Source organism: Magnetospira sp. QH-2, from assembly GCF_000968135.1.
In the GTDB taxonomy this organism is placed as follows: Bacteria; Pseudomonadota; Alphaproteobacteria; order Rhodospirillales; family Magnetospiraceae; genus Magnetospira.
This window is the reverse complement of record NZ_FO538765.1, coordinates 3,832,253-3,851,395: the sequence shown is the minus strand read 5'-3', so window position 1 is coordinate 3,851,395 and position 19,143 is coordinate 3,832,253. Positions and strand designations below refer to the sequence as shown.

The 19,143-nt window shown below is 59.7% G+C and carries 22 protein-coding genes; 13 read left to right on the top strand and 9 right to left on the bottom strand.

Features of this window, described 5'->3' with window-relative positions; translation table 11 throughout:
* The first annotated feature begins 123 nt into the window (after positions 1–123).
* Positions 124–1,281, top strand: coding sequence for an HD-GYP domain-containing protein (locus MGMAQ_RS18040; protein WP_046022643.1), 1,158 nt, complete (start codon positions 124–126; stop codon positions 1,279–1,281).
* 77 nt (positions 1,282–1,358) lie between these two features.
* On the opposite strand, the gene MGMAQ_RS18035 is transcribed toward MGMAQ_RS18040, so the two are convergent.
* Genes MGMAQ_RS18035 through MGMAQ_RS18025 form a run of 3 tightly spaced genes read right to left on the bottom strand, consistent with a single transcriptional unit; the run spans position 1,359 to position 3,118 of the window.
* Positions 1,359–2,120 (bottom strand): hypothetical protein, encoded by a 762-nt coding sequence (locus tag MGMAQ_RS18035; protein WP_046022642.1) that lies wholly within the window; start codon positions 2,118–2,120, stop codon positions 1,359–1,361.
* Between the two features lie 52 nt (positions 2,121–2,172).
* Entirely contained in the window at positions 2,173–2,775 is a 603-nt protein-coding gene (locus MGMAQ_RS18030) for an RNA polymerase sigma factor (RefSeq protein WP_052716533.1), read from the bottom strand.
* 4 nt (positions 2,776–2,779) lie between these two features.
* Positions 2,780–3,118, bottom strand: coding sequence for a hypothetical protein (locus MGMAQ_RS18025; RefSeq protein WP_148561017.1), 339 nt, complete (start codon positions 3,116–3,118; stop codon positions 2,780–2,782).
* Between the two features lie 244 nt (positions 3,119–3,362).
* Here MGMAQ_RS18025 and MGMAQ_RS18020 point away from each other — a divergent pair, with 244 nt between their 5' ends.
* Positions 3,363–3,749, top strand: a complete 387-nt coding sequence (locus tag MGMAQ_RS18020; RefSeq protein ID WP_046022640.1) for a cytochrome c family protein — start codon at positions 3,363–3,365, stop codon at positions 3,747–3,749.
* Between the two features lie 155 nt (positions 3,750–3,904).
* Here the strand turns inward: MGMAQ_RS18020 and MGMAQ_RS18015 are convergent, their stop codons facing one another.
* Positions 3,905–4,267, bottom strand: a complete 363-nt coding sequence (locus MGMAQ_RS18015; RefSeq protein WP_046022639.1) for a phasin family protein — start codon at positions 4,265–4,267, stop codon at positions 3,905–3,907.
* A gap of 197 nt (positions 4,268–4,464) precedes the next feature.
* On the opposite strand from MGMAQ_RS18015, the gene MGMAQ_RS18010 reads away from it, so the two are divergent.
* From MGMAQ_RS18010 to MGMAQ_RS17990, 5 genes are all read left to right on the top strand, one after another.
* Complete coding sequence (locus MGMAQ_RS18010) at positions 4,465–4,884, top strand: secondary thiamine-phosphate synthase enzyme YjbQ (RefSeq protein ID WP_046022638.1); 420 nt, start codon at positions 4,465–4,467, stop codon at positions 4,882–4,884.
* 71 nt (positions 4,885–4,955) lie between these two features.
* A complete protein-coding gene (locus tag MGMAQ_RS18005; RefSeq protein WP_046022637.1) occupies positions 4,956–5,690 on the top strand; it encodes a DUF1538 domain-containing protein in 735 nt (244 codons plus the stop codon).
* Entirely contained in the window at positions 5,690–6,478 is a 789-nt protein-coding gene (locus MGMAQ_RS18000) for a DUF1538 domain-containing protein (RefSeq protein ID WP_046022636.1), read from the top strand. Before MGMAQ_RS18005 ends, MGMAQ_RS18000 begins: the two co-directional genes overlap by 1 nt.
* Complete coding sequence (locus MGMAQ_RS17995) at positions 6,475–6,825, top strand: P-II family nitrogen regulator (RefSeq protein WP_046022635.1); 351 nt, start codon at positions 6,475–6,477, stop codon at positions 6,823–6,825. The genes MGMAQ_RS18000 and MGMAQ_RS17995 overlap by 4 nt, the downstream gene beginning before the upstream one ends.
* A 12-nt stretch (positions 6,826–6,837) precedes the next feature.
* Positions 6,838–7,233: a CBS domain-containing protein gene (locus tag MGMAQ_RS17990; protein ID WP_052716532.1), complete on the top strand. Its 396-nt coding sequence runs from the start codon at positions 6,838–6,840 to the stop codon at positions 7,231–7,233.
* A 92-nt stretch (positions 7,234–7,325) separates the two neighbouring features.
* Here MGMAQ_RS17990 and MGMAQ_RS17985 read toward each other — a convergent pair whose 3' ends face one another.
* From MGMAQ_RS17985 to MGMAQ_RS20820, 3 genes are all read right to left on the bottom strand, one after another.
* The gene (locus tag MGMAQ_RS17985; protein WP_046022634.1) at positions 7,326–8,093 is read right to left on the bottom strand and encodes a Bax inhibitor-1/YccA family protein; all 768 of its coding nucleotides are present in this window, start codon (positions 8,091–8,093) and stop codon (positions 7,326–7,328) included.
* 96 nt (positions 8,094–8,189) lie between these two features.
* A complete protein-coding gene (locus tag MGMAQ_RS17980; RefSeq protein WP_252508657.1) occupies positions 8,190–10,697 on the bottom strand; it encodes an ABC transporter permease in 2,508 nt (835 codons plus the stop codon).
* Positions 10,698–10,720: 23 nt separating this feature from the next.
* Positions 10,721–11,422 (bottom strand): ABC transporter ATP-binding protein, encoded by a 702-nt coding sequence (locus MGMAQ_RS20820; protein WP_046022632.1) that lies wholly within the window; start codon positions 11,420–11,422, stop codon positions 10,721–10,723.
* Between the two features lie 6 nt (positions 11,423–11,428).
* Here MGMAQ_RS20820 and MGMAQ_RS20815 point away from each other — a divergent pair, with 6 nt between their 5' ends.
* The 5 genes from MGMAQ_RS20815 to MGMAQ_RS17950 all read left to right on the top strand — a co-directional run bounded on the left by MGMAQ_RS20815 (position 11,429) and on the right by MGMAQ_RS17950 (position 15,764).
* Positions 11,429–12,076, top strand: coding sequence for an arylesterase (locus tag MGMAQ_RS20815; RefSeq protein ID WP_252508656.1), 648 nt, complete (start codon positions 11,429–11,431; stop codon positions 12,074–12,076).
* The gene (locus tag MGMAQ_RS17965; RefSeq protein ID WP_046022631.1) at positions 12,073–13,191 is read left to right on the top strand and encodes an FIST C-terminal domain-containing protein; all 1,119 of its coding nucleotides are present in this window, start codon (positions 12,073–12,075) and stop codon (positions 13,189–13,191) included. The genes MGMAQ_RS20815 and MGMAQ_RS17965 overlap by 4 nt, the downstream gene beginning before the upstream one ends.
* 22 nt (positions 13,192–13,213) lie before the next feature.
* The gene (locus tag MGMAQ_RS17960; protein ID WP_046022630.1) at positions 13,214–14,251 is read left to right on the top strand and encodes an NADP(H)-dependent aldo-keto reductase; all 1,038 of its coding nucleotides are present in this window, start codon (positions 13,214–13,216) and stop codon (positions 14,249–14,251) included.
* Positions 14,252–14,297: 46 nt separating this feature from the next.
* The gene (gene thpR / locus MGMAQ_RS17955) at positions 14,298–14,834 is read left to right on the top strand and encodes an RNA 2',3'-cyclic phosphodiesterase (RefSeq protein ID WP_046022629.1); all 537 of its coding nucleotides are present in this window, start codon (positions 14,298–14,300) and stop codon (positions 14,832–14,834) included.
* A 66-nt stretch (positions 14,835–14,900) separates the two neighbouring features.
* The gene (locus MGMAQ_RS17950; protein WP_148561016.1) at positions 14,901–15,764 is read left to right on the top strand and encodes an ABC transporter substrate-binding protein; all 864 of its coding nucleotides are present in this window, start codon (positions 14,901–14,903) and stop codon (positions 15,762–15,764) included.
* Positions 15,765–15,863: 99 nt separating this feature from the next.
* On the opposite strand, the gene MGMAQ_RS17945 is transcribed toward MGMAQ_RS17950, so the two are convergent.
* Both MGMAQ_RS17945 and MGMAQ_RS19975 read right to left on the bottom strand, forming a co-directional pair.
* Positions 15,864–16,685, bottom strand: coding sequence for an ABC transporter substrate-binding protein (locus MGMAQ_RS17945; RefSeq protein ID WP_046022627.1), 822 nt, complete (start codon positions 16,683–16,685; stop codon positions 15,864–15,866).
* Between the two features lie 25 nt (positions 16,686–16,710).
* The gene (locus tag MGMAQ_RS19975; RefSeq protein WP_052716531.1) at positions 16,711–17,442 is read right to left on the bottom strand and encodes an ABC transporter substrate-binding protein; all 732 of its coding nucleotides are present in this window, start codon (positions 17,440–17,442) and stop codon (positions 16,711–16,713) included.
* A gap of 239 nt (positions 17,443–17,681) precedes the next feature.
* Here MGMAQ_RS19975 and MGMAQ_RS17935 point away from each other — a divergent pair, with 239 nt between their 5' ends.
* Complete coding sequence (locus MGMAQ_RS17935) at positions 17,682–19,130, top strand: SpoIIE family protein phosphatase (RefSeq protein WP_046022626.1); 1,449 nt, start codon at positions 17,682–17,684, stop codon at positions 19,128–19,130.
* The last annotated feature ends 13 nt before the right edge of the window (positions 19,131–19,143 follow it).

Sequence of the window (19,143 nt, the reverse complement as noted above, 5' to 3'; positions counted from 1 at the left end):
TAACAATCATGCAAAGGAGGTAGAAAAACCCTGCATTTCATCAGCTTGAAGGGGTGGTTCTTTCGGTGTCGAAGTGATTAAATAGAGGGGTAAAGAGACACAATAATAATTGGAAACACCTCCATGGGGGAAAGTTCCGCCGCCACGGCGTCCAGTCGCCTCGATGCCCTGCCCGCCACAGTTGCCAAGAAAATTGCCGTCTGCGTGATCGAGAGTAATCCACGCGTGCAGATGGATATTTCCGATTCTCTATTGTCCTTCTATCAAACCTTCCAGTTCACCAGCGGTGGTCAAGCCATTGACAGCATGGCTCAACGGCCTCCGGCGGTACTGCTGCTCGACGAATTGGCGCCGCCCCGGGGAGGCATCGCGGTATTGCAAAGTCTGCGATCCGAGGAAGCCCTGAAAGATCTGCCGGTGGTCTGCCTGCTCGACCGCCACAATGCTGGATTTATCGAGGACGCCAAGCGTCTCGGAGTCGACACCTTCCTGCGCAAGCCGTTCAAGCGCAGCACGTTGCTCGGCGCCATATCCGACAAGGTCAACTCGGGTGTAGAAGCTTCCTGGGAGAAGATCGAGCCGGTGCAGAAGGCGGCCTTGCAGGAAACCGTCGGCGTGTTCAACAAGATCTCCGATTTGATCAGCGAAGGTTCGGAAATTCCTTATAAAGACGTGCAAGACAGCTGTGACCCGTTGGTCAAGGCGGTGCACAATCAGTGCTTTTCCGACATTCTGACCAACGTCAAGGGTCACGACAACTATTCCTACGTCCATTCCCTGCGAGTGGCGACGTTCCTGACCATCTTTGGCCATGCCGCCGGGTTCCGCGATGATGAGCTTCAGACCCTGGCCTCGGGCGGGTTGGTGCATGACATCGGTAAGATGTCCATTCCCCACGAGGTGCTCAACAAACCGGGTCGACTGACCGACGACGAATGGAACGTCATGCGCAGCCATGTGGATATCACCCAGGTGATTCTTAAGCGCAGCGACGAAATCCCGCGCGGTGTGCGGATCATCGCTGAACAGCACCATGAAAAACTCGACGGCACCGGTTATCCCCATGGGATCATCGGCAAGAACCTCAACGAATTGGCCCGCATGGCTTCCATCGTCGATATCTTCAGCGCCTTGACCGATCGTCGGGTCTATAAGGATCCCATGCCCGCTGAAAAGGCGCTGTTGATCATGAAAGACATGACCGACGGCCTCGATATGCCGCTGCTCAGCCTCTTCACGCAGGTGCTGTTGGATGCCAAGAACCGTGACGCATTACAATAGGCAGGGCGCTCGCGGGGGGCGCCCTCGTTATCCGGAGGCGAACGGTATTGCATCATTTTATGAGGGTATGGCCGAGATTATAGCGCCTGGCCGGTGCCGCCGGTGACCCAGGAACCGCCGTAGCCGTTGGTGTAGGCATAGACCAATACAGGGACCTCACCGCCATTGCGCACCTGAACCACGTCGCCGGGCTGCGGGTCGCGTAGCGACGCGTACATAATGCCGTCAACGATCATGCGCCGTTGTGTATCCCGGCTCAGGCCGGATGCCTCATGGGTCAAGGTGACCGGTGTCGGTTCCGGGGCCTCGAACTGCATGCGCAGGGGCAACGTGTCTCCCAGGTCCAACGCCACCCGGGTAGTTTGGCCCGGACGCAGGACGAACTGATACGTCCAATCCACATCGGCGCGGGCATCCACGAACCGCAAATCGCTGACCGAAAGCCGTTGTAGTCCCGGGGTATACTGGGTCACCACCGGCATGGCCGCCAAGGCCAGTCCCACCGCCAAAGCAGCGCCCCCGGCGAACGACAGAGGCTGAAAGGAAATGCCGCCCGGTGCATGCAGCCAATGCCACAAACGGGTGAACCACCCCTCTTTGGGGCGCACGGCGAGGCTCTGGTTCAGGCGGTCCACCAGCTCTTGAGAAGGCTGCAAGGTCTGTAAGGCAACATCGGCAAGCCGCAAGCCGTCTTCCAATTCCGCCAGCGCACCCATTTCCCGGGGCACGGCGGGCTCGTGGGCCGCCGCCCGGTAGAGGCTGCGCATTTCCGCCCGGTCCAGGTCCCCGTCGAGACCCCGGCTGAGCAATTCCTCGGTATATTCGTCGATGGCCGTCATGGCTCGGGTCCTTCCTTCGCCTGAGTGAGTGGCGAAAACCGATCAAAAGGTTTCATGGATCAAGAAAATCTTCTTGTCCCGCCGTGTGCATGGCTTCACGCAGGGCCTTGCGGGCGCGATACACGCGGGTTTTCATGGTATTGACCGGGATCCCGGCGATTTCCGCCGCTTCTTGGTAATCCAGCTCTTCCAGGGTGACCAATTGCAGGGCTTCGCGCGCCTCTTCGCCCAGGGTATCCATGGCGCTGGTGACGGCGGTGGCAAAGGCGTGGGAGCGGGCCTGTTCATGAGGACCGGCGCTATTGTCCGTCATGTCGCCCAGTTCATCGGTGGATTCCATGCGGTAGCGGCGTTCCGGGCGGCGGGTAACATGATTGCGGCTCAGATTGAGAGCCACGCCGATCACCCAGGTGGAAAATCGCGAGGCACCCCGGTAATTGCCCAGCTTGGCATAAATCTCCAGAAAGGTGTCTTGGGTCAGGTCCTCCGCATCTTGCACATTGTTGACCTTGCGCAGAATAAATCGATAGACGCGGTCGCGCAGCCGTTCCACCAGACGCCCGAAAGCGCGCCCGTCTCCGCCCAGAGCGGCGGCCACCAGGGGGCCGTCCGGATCGTTGGACGGACCGGGAAAAACGGGAATGCCGGGATTCATGGAGTCATTGACCGCCGCAGGTAATTTTTTTCACCGACCCGGTGACACTGATTGTATTGCCCGGCTTCACCTTGGCCCGGCATTCGGCGGTCCAGCCCGGGCGTCCTTCGGCCACCGGCACATAGCCGCTGACAATCAAGAGGGTCGTCGGCTTGGCGCATTGAGAGGTCGGGCAGCAGGTCTGGGCCATGGGGACGATGTCCGCGACAAACCCGTCGGAGCCCAGCGATTCCACATGCAAGGATCCCTTGATCCCGTTGGTCACGCAAAATGCATGCGCGCCCGAGGCCCCGCTGACCAGAAAAAAGGCCGCCAGAGCGATCCATAACAATGGTTTTGACACGGTAATACCCTTCATTCAAAAAAGATCGGCGTCCCCCTGAGTGGTCCCAGGGTCGCTTCCGGTTCCCTCGGGCCGATATTAGCTCTCATCGAGGCGAAAACAAAAAAATTTAGCCAAAGCTGGAACCATTCTCATGAATCCGTTACATATCCCATGCAAACGCGCTTAACAGGGTCGTTGGATTCAAGCTACCGGCCCCTCTTAAAACTGAAATGTTCCAAGATTGCAGCCACGGAGATTTAAGATGAAGCTGACCAAAACCCTGACCCTCGGCCTCGCGGCCTTCGCCACTGTTCTCGCCCTGGGCGGTACCGCCGACGCCGGCGATGCCAAAAAAGGCAAGAAGGTCTTCAAGAAGTGCAAGGCCTGCCATGACATGAAGCCGGGCAAGAACAAGGTTGGTCCGTCCCTGCACGGCGTTATCGGTCGCGCTTCCGCCACCGTCGAGAAGTTCAAATATTCCGATGCCATGAAGGCTGCCGGCCTGACCTGGGACAAGGAAACCATCACCAGCTATCTGAAGGACCCGAAGGGCTTCGTACCGAAGAACAAGATGGCCTTTGCCGGTCTGAAGAAGCAAAAGGACATCGACAACGTGATCGCTTACATCGAGGCCGAATCCGCCAAGTAAGCCGATCCGTTTTCTCGGTTCAAAAAAAGCGCCGCTGGAGCAATCCGGCGGCGTTTTTTATTGATCACGTCCAAAAAGACACCCCCTCCGGGGGGATTGGAGGGGGTGTCAAATACCTCGGGTCAGGGGCCCGAGGGGGGAGATCGTTTGGCGCGTTACGCGGCCTTGGGGAATTTCTCCCAAACGGTCTTGGCGTGGGCGGCCAGCGGGCCGGTCACGTCTTCGGCAACCTTGCCGCTCAGGTCGGCCAGGGCCTTGCCATTGACAAAGGCCAGATCGAGGCTCTCGGCGGCAAACTTGGTCTGCGCCTTGACCAGCGCGTCCGGGGTCTTCACGGCGCCCAGTTCCTTGGCCACGGCGATGCCGCGGGAAACAGTGGCATTGCTCTGATCGACCAGGGTCTTGGCGATGGCTTCGGATCCAGCCTTGGCGGCCTCGCTGGAGGCGGTTACCGCGGCGGTGTAGGACTTGGCGAAAGCCTGGGTCAGGGCGACGACGTCTTCAAACTTGGTGTACATGATCGAATCCTTTCTCTGTTAAGCGATTCACTGTCGGGAACCCCGTAGGCATTCCCGAACCATGCCGGTTCAGCACCATGCTGCACCGCAACATATTTCCTATGTACGCTTTGCCAATCCAGGTGTCAATGCTTTTTGTGCAGTGCACCATACTCCTCGGGGGTGATCCCATAAGCAGGCCATGATAAAAAGTCGCCATGGAACAGGATCAGACTCAAATCGAAGTCCGAACCCGGGGGCGAGGACTGCATGAAATCACCGGCGATATCCAGCGTTGGGTGCATGGCACCGGACTGAAAAGGGGATTGCTGACCATCTACATCCGTCATACCTCTGCCAGCTTGACCATTCAGGAAAATGCGGATCCTTCGGTGCAGCGGGACCTGGACCAGTTTTTTGGCCGTCTGGTGAAAGAAGACGAACCTTGGTACACCCATCGCAACGAGGGCCCCGACGACATGCCCGCGCATATCAAGTGTGCGCTGACCGATACTTCGCTTGCCGTGCCGGTGGCCGAGGGTCAGGCGTTGTTTGGCACGTGGCAAGGCCTCTATCTTTTTGAACATCGGGCCCGGCCCCACAGCCGACGGGTGGTTTTGCACCTGATTGGGACGTAATCTGTAATTCATTCGCTGGACGACCCTCATCCAGTTGATTATACTGGAATTCTGAGCCGCTGGGGGTCTCCATGGCGCCATTTCTGGCCCGTTTTTCAGGTTTGATCGTCGATGCCGTCAGAGATCTGGCGCCCATCGTCATGGTTATCGCCTTCTTTCAGGTGGCGGTGTTGCAAACCCCCTTTCCCAATCTGGCGCAAACGGCCATCGGTTTGGCATTGGTGGTGCTCGGTCTGGCGCTGTTCGTGCAGGGATTGGAACAAGGATTGTTCCCATTGGGCGAATCCATGGCCAATGCCTTTGCTTCCAAGGGTAGCCTGTTCTGGCTTCTGGCCTTTGCCTTCTGCCTTGGATTCGGCACAACCGCCGCCGAGCCGGCCCTGATCGCGGTAGCCAAGGAGGCCGCCGAAGTGGCCGCCGTGGCCGGGGTGATCGAAAAAACCGACGAGGCGCAATCGGGTTATGCCCAAGGCCTGCGCCTGACCGTGGCCCTTTCCGTGGGCGTGGCGCTGATGGTTGGCGTGTTCCGCATCATCAAGGGCTGGCCGGTGCAATATCTGATCATCGGCGGCTATGTCATTGTCGTCTTCATGACCTTTTTCGCGCCGCAGGAAATCATCGGCATCGCCTATGATTCCGGGGGCGTGACCACGTCGACCATCACCGTGCCGCTGGTGACCGCCCTGGGTGTCGGCCTGTCGAGCATGATCAAGGGCCGCAATCCGATGATCGACGGCTTCGGACTCATCGCCTTTGCCAGTCTGACACCGATGATTTTCGTTCTGGCTTATGGGATGATCTTCTGATGGATCTGCTGATCACCCTTGCCGAGACCCTGTTCGCGACCATTTTGGACGTGCTGCCGATCGCGGTCATCCTGTTCTTTTTCCAAGTCGCCGTATTGCGCAAAATGCCGCCTAACCTGCCGAAGATTCTCGGCGGATTCGCCTACGTAATAATTGGTTTGGCGCTGTTCCTGGTGGGCCTGGAAGAAGCCTTGTTCCCCATCGGCGAGACCATGGCCAAACAGCTCACCAACCCGGCCTTTCTGGAGATCAAAGACGCAACCCTGGCCACCTGGAAAGACTATGGATGGATCTATGCCTTTGCCTTTGCCATCGGCTTTTCCACCACCGTCGCCGAACCGGCGTTGATCGCCGTGGCCTTGAAAGCCGAGCAGGTTTCCGGCGGTACACTGAAGGCTTTCGGGCTGCGTATGGCGGTGGCCTTGGGGGTTGCGGTGGGGGTATCGCTCGGCACTTTCCGCATTATCACAGGAACGCCCTTGCATTGGTACATCATGGCAGGCTATGCCATCGTAATTCTGCAGACGTGGCGGGCCTCGCGCACCATTATCCCGCTGGCCTATGATTCCGGCGGCGTGACCACTTCGACCGTGACGGTCCCGGTGGTAACCGCCCTGGGACTTGGCTTAGCGACCAGTGTTCCCGGCCGCAGTCCGCTGATTGACGGTTTCGGATTGATCGCCTTCGCCAGCCTGTTCCCGATGATGACGGTGATGGGCTACTCACAGCTCACCACCTGGCTGGCAAAAAGGCACTTGAATAAAACCACGCAAGAGGACAAGACATGAACCTCCGCATGATTATCGCTCTGGTGAACGACAGTAAAACCAAGAAAATCATGGATGCAGCCCGCGATGCCGGCGCCACCGGCGCCACGATCCTCAATGGCGCCCGCGGCGAGGGCCTGAAACCTGAAAAAACCTTTCTTGGCCTGGATTTGGCGGCACAGCGGGATTTGGTCTTGTTCTTGGTCGCCGCGCCCATGGCCCGGCCGATCCTGGAAGCCATTGCCGAGGCCGGGCATTTCGATAGTGAACCAGGCGCCGGCATCGCCGTTGAAATAGGCATTGACGATGCAGTAGGCCTGACAACCCAATTGCCGACCCTGCTGGAAGAAGTCGACAGCAAGATCTAAGGAGCGAATACCATGACGGACCTAGTCCGGGTCACCGACGTGATGACCCATAGCATTCACAAAATTGCCCGCACGGCGACGGTGCAAGACGCCATCGATATGATGCGGGGCCATACCACCGGGTCATTGGCCGTGGAGCGTCGGGACAAGAACGACGAGTATGGCCTGATTTCCGTCAGCGACATCGCTGCCAAGGTGATGGCCGAGGATCGATCCCCGGATCGGGTCAACGTCTATGAGGTGATGAGCAAGCCGGTGATCACCGTGCATGGCGACATGGATATCCGCTATGCCATGCGGTTGCTGACTAAATTCCATGTATCGCGGGCCATGGTGCTGGACGAAAAGCGCGAGCCCATGGGCATCGTCACCCTGCGCGACATGGTGTTCAGGCCTTACGAGGTCTAAGTCTTACGGGCTGGCCCCAAGGCTTGAAAGACGAACAACCCCCGAAGGCGTCGCCTTCGGGGGTTGATGTTTGCCTGGAAGCGACTTGCGCTTTAATCGCGATTGCCGAACAGATGCAGCAGCATCATGAACAAGTTGACGAAATCCAGATACAGGTTCACGGCGCCCATGATCTGCTTCTTGCCCATCACCTCGCCGCTATCGGTCACCGAGTAGATGGACTTGATCTTCTGGGTGTCGTAGGCGGTGAGCCCGGCGAACACCAGCACACCGGCCACCGAGATAACGAAGTGCAGCGCCGAGCTATCCATGAAGATGTTGACGACGCTGGCGATAATGATACCGAACAGCCCCATGTATAGGAACGAACCAAAACCCGACAGGTCCTTTTTCGTCGTATAGCCAAAGAGGCTTAATGCGGCGAAGGAACCCGCCGAAATGAAGAAGACCCGCGCCACGCTGACCCCGGTGTAGGTCAGGAAGATATGCGACATGGACAGGCCCATCACCGCGGCAAAGGCCCAGAACACCATTTGCAGGGTCGAGGCGCGCATCTTGTTGACACCGAAGCTCATCACCAGGATGAAGGCCAAGGGGGCCAACATGACCGCCCAGCCCATGAGGTTCATGCCGATGCGCCCGTCGGCGCCCACCGAAAACATCAAATTGCGAATTGCGGGCGTGCTGGCGCCCAGGTAGGCCACCGCGCCGGTGAGCGCCACGCCCCCGGCCATGTAGTTGTAGACACCCAGCATGTACTTGCGCAGGCCGACGTCGATTCCGGCGGCATGGGCCTCGGCCGGGCTCATGTGGTCGGCGCGACTGCGCGCCTGGAACGGGTCGTTCTGATTGACAGCCATGAGTTTCCTCACTCCAAAGATAGTTACGTTGCTCAATTCAATATGGCAGGACGGCGACAAAAATCAATGGTGAGACGGTATGCACTTTTCAAGCGATCACTCATTCCGCAAATGCGGTGCCGCCTTTTCGCCCAGCACCCGCCAGGTGCCGACGAAGCCCAGGCCGATGGTGGCGGCCAGGCACAAGACGGCGGTCAGCGCCGCGACGGCGGGCAGGAACACCCATTCGGCATTCATCAAATGCACGATCACCGCCCAGGCGACGGTGCTGCCCAGGGCCACGGCGACAGCGCCGGTGGCGAGGCCGAGCAGGCCGTATTCAAGCAAAAAGATGCGCAGGATCATGCCTCGGGTGGCGCCCAGGACCTTGAACACCACCGCGTCTTGCAAGCGCCGGGTACGTCCGGCGGCAATGGCGCCCGCCAGCACCAGCATCCCCGCTACCAGGGTTACCGAGGCAATGGCCCGCACCGCTTGAGAGATCCCGGCAAGGATTCCGCTCACCGCGTCCAGTGCTTCGCGCACCCGTATGGCCGAGATATTGGGGAAGGTATCGGCCACGGCCCGTTCGAGGGATTCTTCGCGGTCCTGGGACACATGGGCGGCGGCGATATGGGCATGGGGCGCCTCTTCCAAAATGCCCGGAGACAGGATCAGGGCGAAATCGAAGCGCAGGGTGCGCCAATTGATGCGTCGCAGGCTGGCAATGGTGCCGGTGAGGCGCCGACCCAGCACGTTGAGAGTCAGGGTATCACCGATACCGACGCCGAATCCCCGGGCCAGGCCCGCGTCCAGGCTGATCAAGGGGTCGCCCCGGTAATCCGCCTCCCACCACTGGCCGTCGATGATCTTGGCGTCGGGGGAGGGCGCGGCGGCATAGGTCAGCGCCCGGTCGCCGCGAATGGCCCATTGGCTCTCCTGGGCCACATCCACCTGATCCACCGGAACCCCGTCGATATGGGTGATGCGGCCGCGCACCGAGGGCACCCGTTGCAGGTCCGAGGCGCCCGCATGCCCGGCGATCAAGGCGTCGAAGGGATCAACCTGATCCGGCTGGATATCGATGAAAAAGAATGAAGGGGCCCGTTCGGGGAGGCGCTGCTCGATCTGGTGGCGCAGATTGCCCTCGATCAGACCCACGGCGACCAATACGGTCAGCCCCAAACCCAAGGACACGACCACGCTGGCCGTGGGCGCGCCGGGCCGGTGCAGGTTGGCCATGGCTTGGCGCCAGGCCGGGCGGCTGGGGTGAGTGCGGCGGGCGGCGGCGGCGATGACCCAGGCGGCGCCGCGCAGCAACAGCAATGTCAGGGCCGCGCCGACGACGAACCACAGGGCGAAATCCCGGCGCGGCGCGGTGGCCACGGTCATCGCCGCCAGGGCCAGCCCGCCCAGGGCGACAATCATTTTGTCACGCCAGGGAATGCGGCCCTCGGCGGGGGCAATGGTCTCGCGAAACAAGGCCCCGCCGGGCAGGCCCCGGGCACGGGCCAGGGGCCAGACGGCAAAGGTCACGGCGGTCAGCAAGCCAAACAGGGCGGCGGCGGCCAGCTCCAGCCCATAGACACCAGGCACGATGCGCACCGGTAGGGAATCATTCAAGGCAACGGCGGCCACCGTCGGTACGGCGGCCCCCAGGGCCAAGCCGATGATAATGGCAACGGAGGACAGGGCCAGGACCTGCAGCATATAAATCCGGAAGATCAGCCGTGCCGGAGCCCCCAGGCATTTCAGCGTCGCCACGGTCTCGGTCCGGCCATCCATATAGGCTTTCACCGCGTTGGTGACGCCGATCCCACCCACCAGTAAGGCGGTCAAACCGGCAAAGGACAGAAACAGGGTCATGCGTTCGATGAATCGGGAAATACCCGGCGCCGCCCTGTCCGTGGTGCGCAAATCCCATCCGGCATCGGGAAAGCGTTCTTCCAGGGAGGCCTTGACCAAGGTGCCATCGCCCCCTGGCGGCAGCAGCAGGCGATGGATATAGCGGATTTGGCTGCCCGGGACGATCAGGCCGGTGTCATCCAGAGCCTTGAGCCGCACCATCAGCCGGGGTCCGAAAGAAAACACGCTGGCCACCCGGTCCGGCTCGCGCTTGATCACGTCGCGGATTTCGAACTGCCCCGCCCCGACCTTGACCAGGTCGCCCCGTTTCAGGTCCAGGCGGATCATCAGGTTATTGTCCACCACCGCACCCCAGCGGCCGTCTTTTTGGGCCAGGGCCTGGTCCAGGCCGCCGCCGCTTTCCAAGGTCACCCGGTCAACCAGCGGATAACGGTCATCAACGCCTTTTAGTTCAATGAGCGAGCGGCGTCCTTGGCCATCGGCGCGACGGACCATGGAGCGCATCTCGATGACATCGGAGCGGGTCCCCGCCGCGTCGAAGGCCGCCCGATGCTCTGCATCGATGGATCGTTGGATCAGCCTGGCGGACAGGTCCCCGCCCAACAGCTTGCGGGCATCGGCGCGCAGGCCCTCGGAGATGGCGGCATTCATGGCCCCGACCCCGGCGATGGCGGCGACACCCAGGGCCAGACAGGCGATCAGCACCCGGAACCCGGCCAATCCGCCGCGCAGCTCCCGGCGGGCCAGGCGCAAAGCCAACAGCCACTCTTTCAAGAACCCTCTCAAGACGTGACGATCCCGTCGGCCACCTGGATGGTCCGTCCACAGCGCTCGGCCAGGGCCGGATCATGGGTAATCAGCAGCAAGGTGGTGTCCAGGCGGGTTTTCAAATCGAACAGAAGGTCCATGACCACGGCCCCGGTGTCATGGTCCAGGTTGCCGGTGGGCTCGTCCGCCAATAGCAAGTCCGGTTCCGGGGCGAAGGCCCGGGCCAGGGCAACCCGTTGCTGTTCCCCGCCGGAAAGCTGACCCGGGTAATGGTCCAGCCGATGGCCCAGGCCGACCGCTTTGAGGCCCTCGCGGGCGCGGTCGAAAGCATCGCCCAATCCGGCGAATTCCAGCGGCAAGGCAACATTTTCCAGCGCGTTCATGGTCGGTACCAGATGAAAATTCTGGAACACGATGCCCACCCGCAACCGCCGAAAGCGGGCCAGTTCATCCTCGTTCAACGCGTTCAGATCGATTCCGGCAACGGCAATCTCGCCCGAGGAAGGCCTTTCCAGCCCGGCGATGACCATCAGCAAGGTGGTCTTGCCGGAGCCCGAGGGACCGACGATCCCGGCGGCCTCGCCCCGCTCCACGGACAGGTCCACCCCACGAAGAATGTTGACCGATCCGGCGGCGCTCGTCAGGCTGAGGTGAATATCCTTCAGGCTCACGGCTTGGCCGTCGATGCCGTCCTCGTTCGAATTGTCGGAGATCATGATTTGGTGGCTCCCTTCCCTTCCGCATATGGCCTGGCCGGGCGTCTTGTCAACGCGGGTCTGTTGATTTTACTGCTTGGTTTTCCCGCACAGGCGGAAACCCTGCGTATTCTGGCCCTCGGCGACAGCCTCACCGCCGGGTATGGATTGGCCGAGAAAGACGCGTTCACCTTCCAACTTGAAAAAGCCCTGAAAGCCCGAGGCCATGACATCCGGGTCATCAATGCCGGGGTGTCGGGCGATACCACGGCGGGCGGCAAGACCCGAATCGGCTGGTTGCTGTCGGACAACCCCCATGTGGTGCTCTTGGAACTGGGCGCCAATGACGGCCTGCGCGGGCTCGATCCGGCGCTGACCGAGGCAAATCTGGATTCGATTATCCATACGGCGTTGAAAAAGGGCGCCCGGGTGCTGCTGGTCGGCATGAGGGCCCCGCCCAACCTGGGTCCCGATTATGCCGTTGAATTCGATCCGCTCTATGGGCGTTTGGCGGAAAAGCATGGTGTGGTGCTGCAACCCTTTTTTCTCGAAGGGGTGGTTGCCCGGCCCGAGCTGAATCAAAACGACGGCATTCATCCCAACGGCGAAGGGGTGAGGCTGGTGGTGCAGGGTCTGCTTCCCTATATGGAAAAGGTACTGGCGGAGATCCCATGACCCAACCTTTCAAGACCGCTTTTTCCATCGCCGAGGACTGGGCCCACGCGGCCAAGGATTGCGTCGATGCCCTGATGCCGCTGGCCGAAGGGTCGGCGTTGGGGCTTGTCTATGCCACCGATTCACTGGCCGAGGACCTGGGCAGTATCCTGACTTATTTGCGGCAGAAAACCGGGCTGGCCCATTGGTCGGGAACCCTTGGCCGGGGCATTCATGGCGACGGTAGCGAGGTCTTTGACCGTCCGGCGCTGGCGGTGATGGTGGTATCCCTGCCCGACAGCGCCTGTTTGCCCTTTACCTCGTTGAACAGCGAGGACCTGGCCTTTTCGACCAAGGCCCAGGCCTGGATCGCCGAGCACCAGCCGACCTTCGGCATCGTCCATGGCGACCCGACCAATACGGAAATTCCGGCCATTCTCGACGCCTTGGGCGAGGAATTGAATCTGTATCTGGTCGGCGGCCTGACCTCGTCGCGGCAAGCGCAGTATTCGGTGGCCGATACGGTTACCGGCGGCGGCCTGTCGGGGGTTTTATTCGATCCGGCGGTGACCGTGATGACGTCGCTCAGCCAGGGCTGCGCGCCGCTGGCCGGTTCGCACGTGATCTCCGACTGCCTGGACAATGTGGTGGTGGGCCTGGACGGACGCCCGGCGTTGGAGGTCTTGAAAGAGGACGTGGGCGAACTGCTGGCCCGCGACCTGGCACGGCTGGCCGGGTATGTCCATGTGGCGCTGCCGGTGGAAGGATCCGATACCGGTGACTATCTGGTGCGCAATCTCCTGGGGATTGATGCCTCGCGTGGCTGGATCGGCGTTGGCGACACGGTGAATCCCGGCGACCGCATGATGTTCGTGCGCCGGGATCCGCAAAGCGCGCGCGCGGATTTGAAAAAGACCCTGACCAAGCTCAAAAACCGCCTGCCCTCCGCGCCGCGCGGCGCGCTCTATGTGTCCTGCCTGGCCCGGGGGCCGCATATGTTCGGCGAGGAAGGGGCGGAATCCAAGTTGGTTCGCGAGGTACTGGGCGATATTCCCATGGTCGGTTTTTTCGCCAATGGGGAAATTTCACACAATCGTCTCTATGGTTATACCGGGGTAATGACGCTATTTTTGTAGCGTCGTCAGGAGTTCTTCCGCCATGCAATACACACAACTGGGCCGTACCGGGCTCGAGGTCAGCCGAATCTGCCTGGGCACCATGACCTGGGGCGAGCAAAACACCGAAGCCGACGCCCATGCACAGTTGGACATGGCGTTGGACCGGGGCATCAATTTCATCGACACGGCGGAGATGTACCCGGTGGCGCCCCGGGCGGCGACCCAGGGCCGCACCGAGCGGTATATCGGCTCCTGGCTGAAGGCACGGGGCAACCGGGATCGGGTCATCATCGCCAGCAAGGTCGCCGCGCCCTCTGATTTCTCCAAACATATCCGCCCGAACATGAAGTTCGACCGGGCCAATATCACTGCCGCCGTGGACGCCAGCCTGAAACGGCTGAATACCGATGTCATCGATCTCTACCAGCTCCATTGGCCGGAGCGGGAAACCAACTTTTTCGGCCAGCTGGGCTATGTGCACAAGGAAGGCCAGGATTTCACGCCCTTCGCCGAGGTGCTGCAAGCGCTGGACGAACAAATACAGGCGGGCAAGATCCGCTATCTGGGCCTGTCCAACGAGACCGCCTGGGGTCTGATGAAGTATTTGAACCTGGCCGAAAGCCTGGGTCTGCCGCGCATGCAGTCGATCCAGAATCCCTATTCCCTGCTCAACCGCAGTTTCGAGGTGGGTCTGGCCGAAGCGGCGATCCGCGAGGACTGCGGGCTGCTGGCCTATTCGCCGCTGGGCTTCGGGGTATTGAGCGGCAAATACCTGAACGGCGCCCGGCCCGCGGGCGCGCGTTGCACCATCTGGGAGCGTTTCGGTCGCTATCTGAATGACCGGGCGCAACAGGCCACCGCCGCTTATGTTGCCCTGGCCCGCGACCATGGCCTGGATCCGGCGCAGATGGCGCTGGCCTATGTGACCGATCGCCCCTTCGTGACCAGCACCATCATCGGCGCCACTTCCACCACGCAGCTGGCCACCGATATGGACAGCATCGACGTGACCCTGTCCGACGAGGTCCTGGCCGCCATCGAAGCCATCCACGACGCCAATCCCTATCCGGCGCCGTGATTCGCCGTTAGACTCGTTTCACTTCTCTCGTTCCGGGAGCCCCGCCATGTTTCGCCTGTTTGTCGGCATTCCTTTTCCGGTCTCGGTGCAGGCCTCGCTTGAGGGCCTCTGTCACGGTGTTCCCGGGGTGCGCTGGGTACAGCCGCACAGCTTCCATATGACCTTGCGCTTTATCGGCGAAGTGGATGAGGACGTGGCCGAGGACCTGGACGCCGCTTTGGCCGGGATCCATGCACCGCGATTCATGATGGCCCTGTCCGGTGTCGGCTGCTTCGACAAGCGCAACAAGGTCAAAGCCTTGTGGGCTGGCGCCGACAAAAGCTCTCCCCTGATGCATCTGTTTGGCAAGGTGGAATCGGCGGTGGTCAGGGCCGGCATGCCGCCGGAACCGCGAAAGTTCAAGCCACATGTAACTTTAGCCCGGTCCAGGAACCTGAGCCTGGAACAGGCCGCGCCCTTTCTGGAAAGCCGCTCGCAATACCTATCCGAGGCGTTCGAAGTATCGCGCTTCACGTTGTTCCGCAGTCATCTGAGCCGCGAAGGCGCCTTCTATGAGCCGCTGGCGGAATATCCCCTGACCTGACACATGGTCGACCCCTGTTGAGATCGCTTGTGCGTTTCTTGGTTTCTCGACAAAAACCGTTCCGCTATGATCGGCATCGAATTGGATGGCACGGGACACGACCGGCCTGAACCATGGGGGATCGCAATGAAAATCTTCAATAAGGCGAAATGTAAAACGATCGCCGGTTCCGTTTTGATCGCAGGTATGACCTATTTCAGTGCCTCGGGCGCTGCTTTGTCAGAGACCTTGAAGATCTGCTACCTGGAATGGGGCAGCATGGGGGGCAAGGCTTTGCCTGATCTGGGATATATCCCGGATTCCGTTACTAAAATTCTCGAACATGCGGGCTATCAGGTGGAGGTCTCCATCCTGCCTTGGAACCGCTGCATCCAACAGACCAAGGCGACGAAATTCGATCTGGTGGCCGATGCCTGGCGCGGGCCGACCTTTGATCCGGATTTCGACTATTTGAGAATGCATCATATCGACCGGATCAATTATGTAACGCTCAATTCCTCGGGCATTGAGGATGCTGAAAACCAATCCCTTAAAGGCAAACGCGTGGGGTACTTGGCGACTTCCGGTGGCCTTGAGAAATTCTACGAGAACCAAGATCTTTTCTCCTATGTGGCCAAGGTCAACTACGAAGACGCCATGCTCCGCATTCTGGCCAACAAACGGGTGGACATCATTCTGAGCGATCCCTTGGCGCTGTTGGCCGCCGCGGACGGGGTCAAGCCCGGCCTAAGCAAGGAAATGAAGGTTCTCGAACCGCCGCTGCAACTCAATCTCGCCTCGCCGCTGATTTCCAAAAAACACCCCAAGAAGGCGGAAATCATGGAGAGATTCAGCCAGGCCTTTGGGGCGCTACGGAAGACGGATTTTTTTGAAAAGATGATGAAAAAGCACGGTCTTTTGATCAAATACCCGGCGGAGGATCAGCTCTGAGATCCCCATGATCGATTCCCGTGGGGTCGCGCCAGTCCAACGGGTCCGATTGGACCCGACAGGCTTCAAGGCATGGTCCATCCCAACGCCAAGGAGCGTTCAACGCTGCGCGGCTTCGAAAACCTTCAGATCATCGGCGGTCATGGTGTGCTCGACTCGTATTTGGTGCTTTTCCATCAGTCGCTGATAGATTCCCTCGGCGACCAGCGCCTGATAAGCTTTGTTATAGCGCTTTTTCATCTCGACCCGCCGGGGGTTATCCACGGCGATGGCCGGGGAGGCGATATTGGTCTGGACGGGTGGTTGCAGGACGACCAATTGATCGACCAGTTCCGGATAGTCTGTCTCGGCCAATCCGATGATATGTGGGCTATTGCTTAGAATGGCGTCGATCCGCCCGTTTTTCAGCATCCTGATCATGGCGATGTCGTTGCTGACTTCAAAGGCTTCGAAGTGATCGATCTGATCGCGGAAACTTTTCAGTCCCCCGGCGCCTTTGAGAAAGCCGATACGCTTGCCATAGAGATCTTCAAGCCGACCTGATTTCAGATTGGCGCCCTTGGTGCCAATGAAATTGATGCGATCCACGGTGGTCGGCAGGAAATAGTCGTACCATGGATCCATCTCTCCGCCGATCCAATAGCTGCCGACGAAGTCGTAGGTCTTGCGCTTGACCATTTCCAGGCAGCGTTCCCAGGGAATGATGTCGATGATCGGCTCATACCCGGCCTTGCGCAACACGGTGGCGAGCAAATCGGGAATAAAGCCTTGTTGCGGAAGGTGTTTACCTCCTTGCTTCCCCCAGTTGAGGTAACAGACCTTGGCCACTTCCTTGTCTTGAGCCAGGGCGATCCCGGGAAATCCCATGAGCAAGGAAAGGACAGCGATGATGAAGAACGGGCGATGCACAATGGAGACCATGGCTACCCTCCGATCCGCGCGTTTCTCATTGACCCACCTCGGCAAGCCTCTTTTCCAGGTATTTCTCCTCGCGCAAGGCATCCATGGCCTGGGTGAACGCCACCACAGCCGGTGTCGAGGCGAAAGAGCGGCCCCCCGCCAGCCAGGAGACTTCCGTCCAGACCGGTGCACCGACCACCAGGGATAGAGTCTTCTTCTCCCCGTCGATGAAGGTCTGGGCTTCATTACAATTGAAGGCCCAACCCGAATTGGGTGAACGTTTAAGGATCCGGGTGAGATGGGCCAGATTGTCCGTTTCAATCAGGTTCTTGAACCCCTGCGCTTCGAGAAAAGTCTGCGGCGAACTCCCGCGCCAGACGATGGCCCGTTTCAGGTTGCGCGCGTCATCCAGGCTATCGATCTTGGCCCCGAGCGTCGCGAAGCATACTGGGTTTTCCAGCAAGGGGGCGATCCACGAAAATCGCTCTTCCCGGTCGGCATTGCGAGTGAACGGAAAGATCAGCAATTCCTTGGACTTTTCCGTGTTCTTCAGCGCCCGGGCCCAAGGGAACAGCTTAATCTTGATGGGGATACCCGAACGCCGGGAGGCTTCATGGAAAAAGGCGGCATAGGCGCCGGTAACCTTGCCGTCGATTTCCTCCAAGAGCCCATGGGGCATGGTGGCCGAGACCAAGGTCAATCCGCCATCTTCCGCCCGGGTCCCCTGTCCCCAAAGCAATCCCCCAAGCAAAAGCAATCCGATCATCAAGCGCAGCATGCCGTTTCCGATCCCTTAACATGACCTGATCGCGGACCCCGCGAAGCGGCGCCCAGAATAGGCAATGATCATATCCACTTTTCTTTGGAGGACCAAAGCAAGATCTGTATTTTCCCGATATCGGGATACGAGGAAAAACCGTTTGATATTCGCGTGCTGGACCACCACAATCAAGGGCGTTCCTATTCTGAAATTCGCAGAGTTCCCTGATGAAAGCACCCCTAACCGGAAAACTCGCCATGAAAATCCTGGGGGTTTTCATCCCCTTGGTGCTGGTTGCCGAGCTGACGGTGTTTGGCTTTCAGACCTGGAGCTTCTATGGCGAACAAAAAGACGAACTGCTGGATCGTCTGGATAACCTGGTGACCGTGCAAAGCACCGGTCTGGCCTCGGCGGTCTGGGAATTCGATACGGATGAAACCCAGACCCTGGTCAGCCAGATCATGGATCTGCCCTATGTCATTGGCGTGACCGTGCGCGACGAGAGCGGCGAAATCTTTGCCGCCATGGGCGTCACGGAGGAGGCTCCCGCGCGTCCGGAGTTCCGGCAGTCCGCCAAGATCCTGTTCAGTGAACAAGGCAATGATCAGCCGGTGGGAACCCTGGAGGTTACGGTTACCGGAGATCAGATCAATGATGCGCTGAACGACTATTTGAAATTCAATGGGTTTGTGCTGTTGAGCCTGTTCGTCGCCCTGGTGCTTTCTACCCTCATCGCCACACGCTTGTTCATCGGGCGGCCCTTGGATCTTCTCAAACAGGCCATTGAACAAGACAAGGCCGACCAATCCCGGCCCCGGGTCCAGTGGGAAAGCGCGGACGAGTTGGGCGTGGTGGTCAAAGCCTATAATTCTCTTCAGGACGCTCAGGAAGATGCGGACCAGCAAATTAAGAGCTATCAGGCGCACCTGGAGGAACTGGTCGAGGAACGCACGGCAAAAATCCGCGCGTCAATCGAATATGCCAGCGTCATTCAGCGCTCGGTTCTGCCCCATCACACCGATTTCGATGCCTTCTTCGACCGCCATTTCATCATCTGGAAGCCCCGGGACGTGGTGGGCGGCGATATGTATTGGCTACGCCCCTGGGGCGAAGGCATGCTGTTGGCCCTCGGAGACTGCACCGGCCATGGGGTGCCTGGGGCGTTGATGACCATGCTGGCTACCGGGGCTCTTGATCGGGCGCAAACGGAAATTCGGCCTGGCGACGTGGGCAAGCTGACCCAGCGCATGCACCAGATTCTCAAGGATGCGCAGCAGGTGGCCGACGGGCAGGGCAGTGATGGCATGGAGATCGGTATCTGCTATTTCCCCAATGATCGTTCGAAATTCCAATTCTGCGGCGCGCGGTTCTCGGTTTTTACCTCCGACGGCTCCCGGTCCGAGGAAATCAAGGGTGACCGTAAGGGGATCGGCTATGGCCGCCTGCGCATGGATCAGACCTATTCGGCCCATTCGGTTCCCTTGGACCCGGCCCGGACCTACTATCTCACCACGGACGGATTTATCGATCAGGTTGGCGGTGAAGAAAAACGGTGTTTCGGCAAGCGCCGTTTCAAGGAGACCCTGTCCTCGGTTTCTCAGATGGAGTTTGGCGAACAGAGGAAAAAGCTGATGCAAACCTTCCACGCGCACCGTGGGTCGGAGAATCAGCTTGATGACCTTGCCCTTATCGGCTTTAGTTTTTGACGTTTGGAGATCT

What these genes read in the sequence shown, in the direction of transcription:
- MGMAQ_RS18040 (WP_046022643.1), top strand. Translation starts at nt 124, where the DNA reads ATGGGGGAAAGTTCCGCCGCCACGGCGTCCAGTCGCCTCGATGCCCTG.
- MGMAQ_RS18035 (WP_046022642.1), bottom strand. Translation starts at nt 2,120, where the DNA reads ATGACGGCCATCGACGAATATACCGAGGAATTGCTCAGCCGGGGTCTC.
- MGMAQ_RS18030 (WP_052716533.1), bottom strand. Translation starts at nt 2,775, where the DNA reads ATGAATCCCGGCATTCCCGTTTTTCCCGGTCCGTCCAACGATCCGGAC.
- MGMAQ_RS18020 (WP_046022640.1), top strand. Translation starts at nt 3,363, where the DNA reads ATGAAGCTGACCAAAACCCTGACCCTCGGCCTCGCGGCCTTCGCCACT.
- MGMAQ_RS18015 (WP_046022639.1), bottom strand. Translation starts at nt 4,267, where the DNA reads ATGTACACCAAGTTTGAAGACGTCGTCGCCCTGACCCAGGCTTTCGCC.
- MGMAQ_RS18010 (WP_046022638.1), top strand. Translation starts at nt 4,465, where the DNA reads ATGGAACAGGATCAGACTCAAATCGAAGTCCGAACCCGGGGGCGAGGA.
- MGMAQ_RS18005 (WP_046022637.1), top strand. Translation starts at nt 4,956, where the DNA reads ATGGCGCCATTTCTGGCCCGTTTTTCAGGTTTGATCGTCGATGCCGTC.
- MGMAQ_RS18000 (WP_046022636.1), top strand. Translation starts at nt 5,690, where the DNA reads ATGGATCTGCTGATCACCCTTGCCGAGACCCTGTTCGCGACCATTTTG.
- MGMAQ_RS17995 (WP_046022635.1), top strand. Translation starts at nt 6,475, where the DNA reads ATGAACCTCCGCATGATTATCGCTCTGGTGAACGACAGTAAAACCAAG.
- MGMAQ_RS17990 (WP_052716532.1), top strand. Translation starts at nt 6,838, where the DNA reads ATGACGGACCTAGTCCGGGTCACCGACGTGATGACCCATAGCATTCAC.
- MGMAQ_RS17985 (WP_046022634.1), bottom strand. Translation starts at nt 8,093, where the DNA reads ATGGCTGTCAATCAGAACGACCCGTTCCAGGCGCGCAGTCGCGCCGAC.
- MGMAQ_RS20820 (WP_046022632.1), bottom strand. Translation starts at nt 11,422, where the DNA reads ATGATCTCCGACAATTCGAACGAGGACGGCATCGACGGCCAAGCCGTG.
- MGMAQ_RS17965 (WP_046022631.1), top strand. Translation starts at nt 12,073, where the DNA reads ATGACCCAACCTTTCAAGACCGCTTTTTCCATCGCCGAGGACTGGGCC.
- MGMAQ_RS17960 (WP_046022630.1), top strand. Translation starts at nt 13,214, where the DNA reads ATGCAATACACACAACTGGGCCGTACCGGGCTCGAGGTCAGCCGAATC.
- thpR (WP_046022629.1), top strand. Translation starts at nt 14,298, where the DNA reads ATGTTTCGCCTGTTTGTCGGCATTCCTTTTCCGGTCTCGGTGCAGGCC.
- MGMAQ_RS17950 (WP_148561016.1), top strand. Translation starts at nt 14,901, where the DNA reads ATGATCGGCATCGAATTGGATGGCACGGGACACGACCGGCCTGAACCA.
- MGMAQ_RS17945 (WP_046022627.1), bottom strand. Translation starts at nt 16,685, where the DNA reads ATGGTCTCCATTGTGCATCGCCCGTTCTTCATCATCGCTGTCCTTTCC.
- MGMAQ_RS19975 (WP_052716531.1), bottom strand. Translation starts at nt 17,442, where the DNA reads ATGCTGCGCTTGATGATCGGATTGCTTTTGCTTGGGGGATTGCTTTGG.
- MGMAQ_RS17935 (WP_046022626.1), top strand. Translation starts at nt 17,682, where the DNA reads ATGAAAATCCTGGGGGTTTTCATCCCCTTGGTGCTGGTTGCCGAGCTG.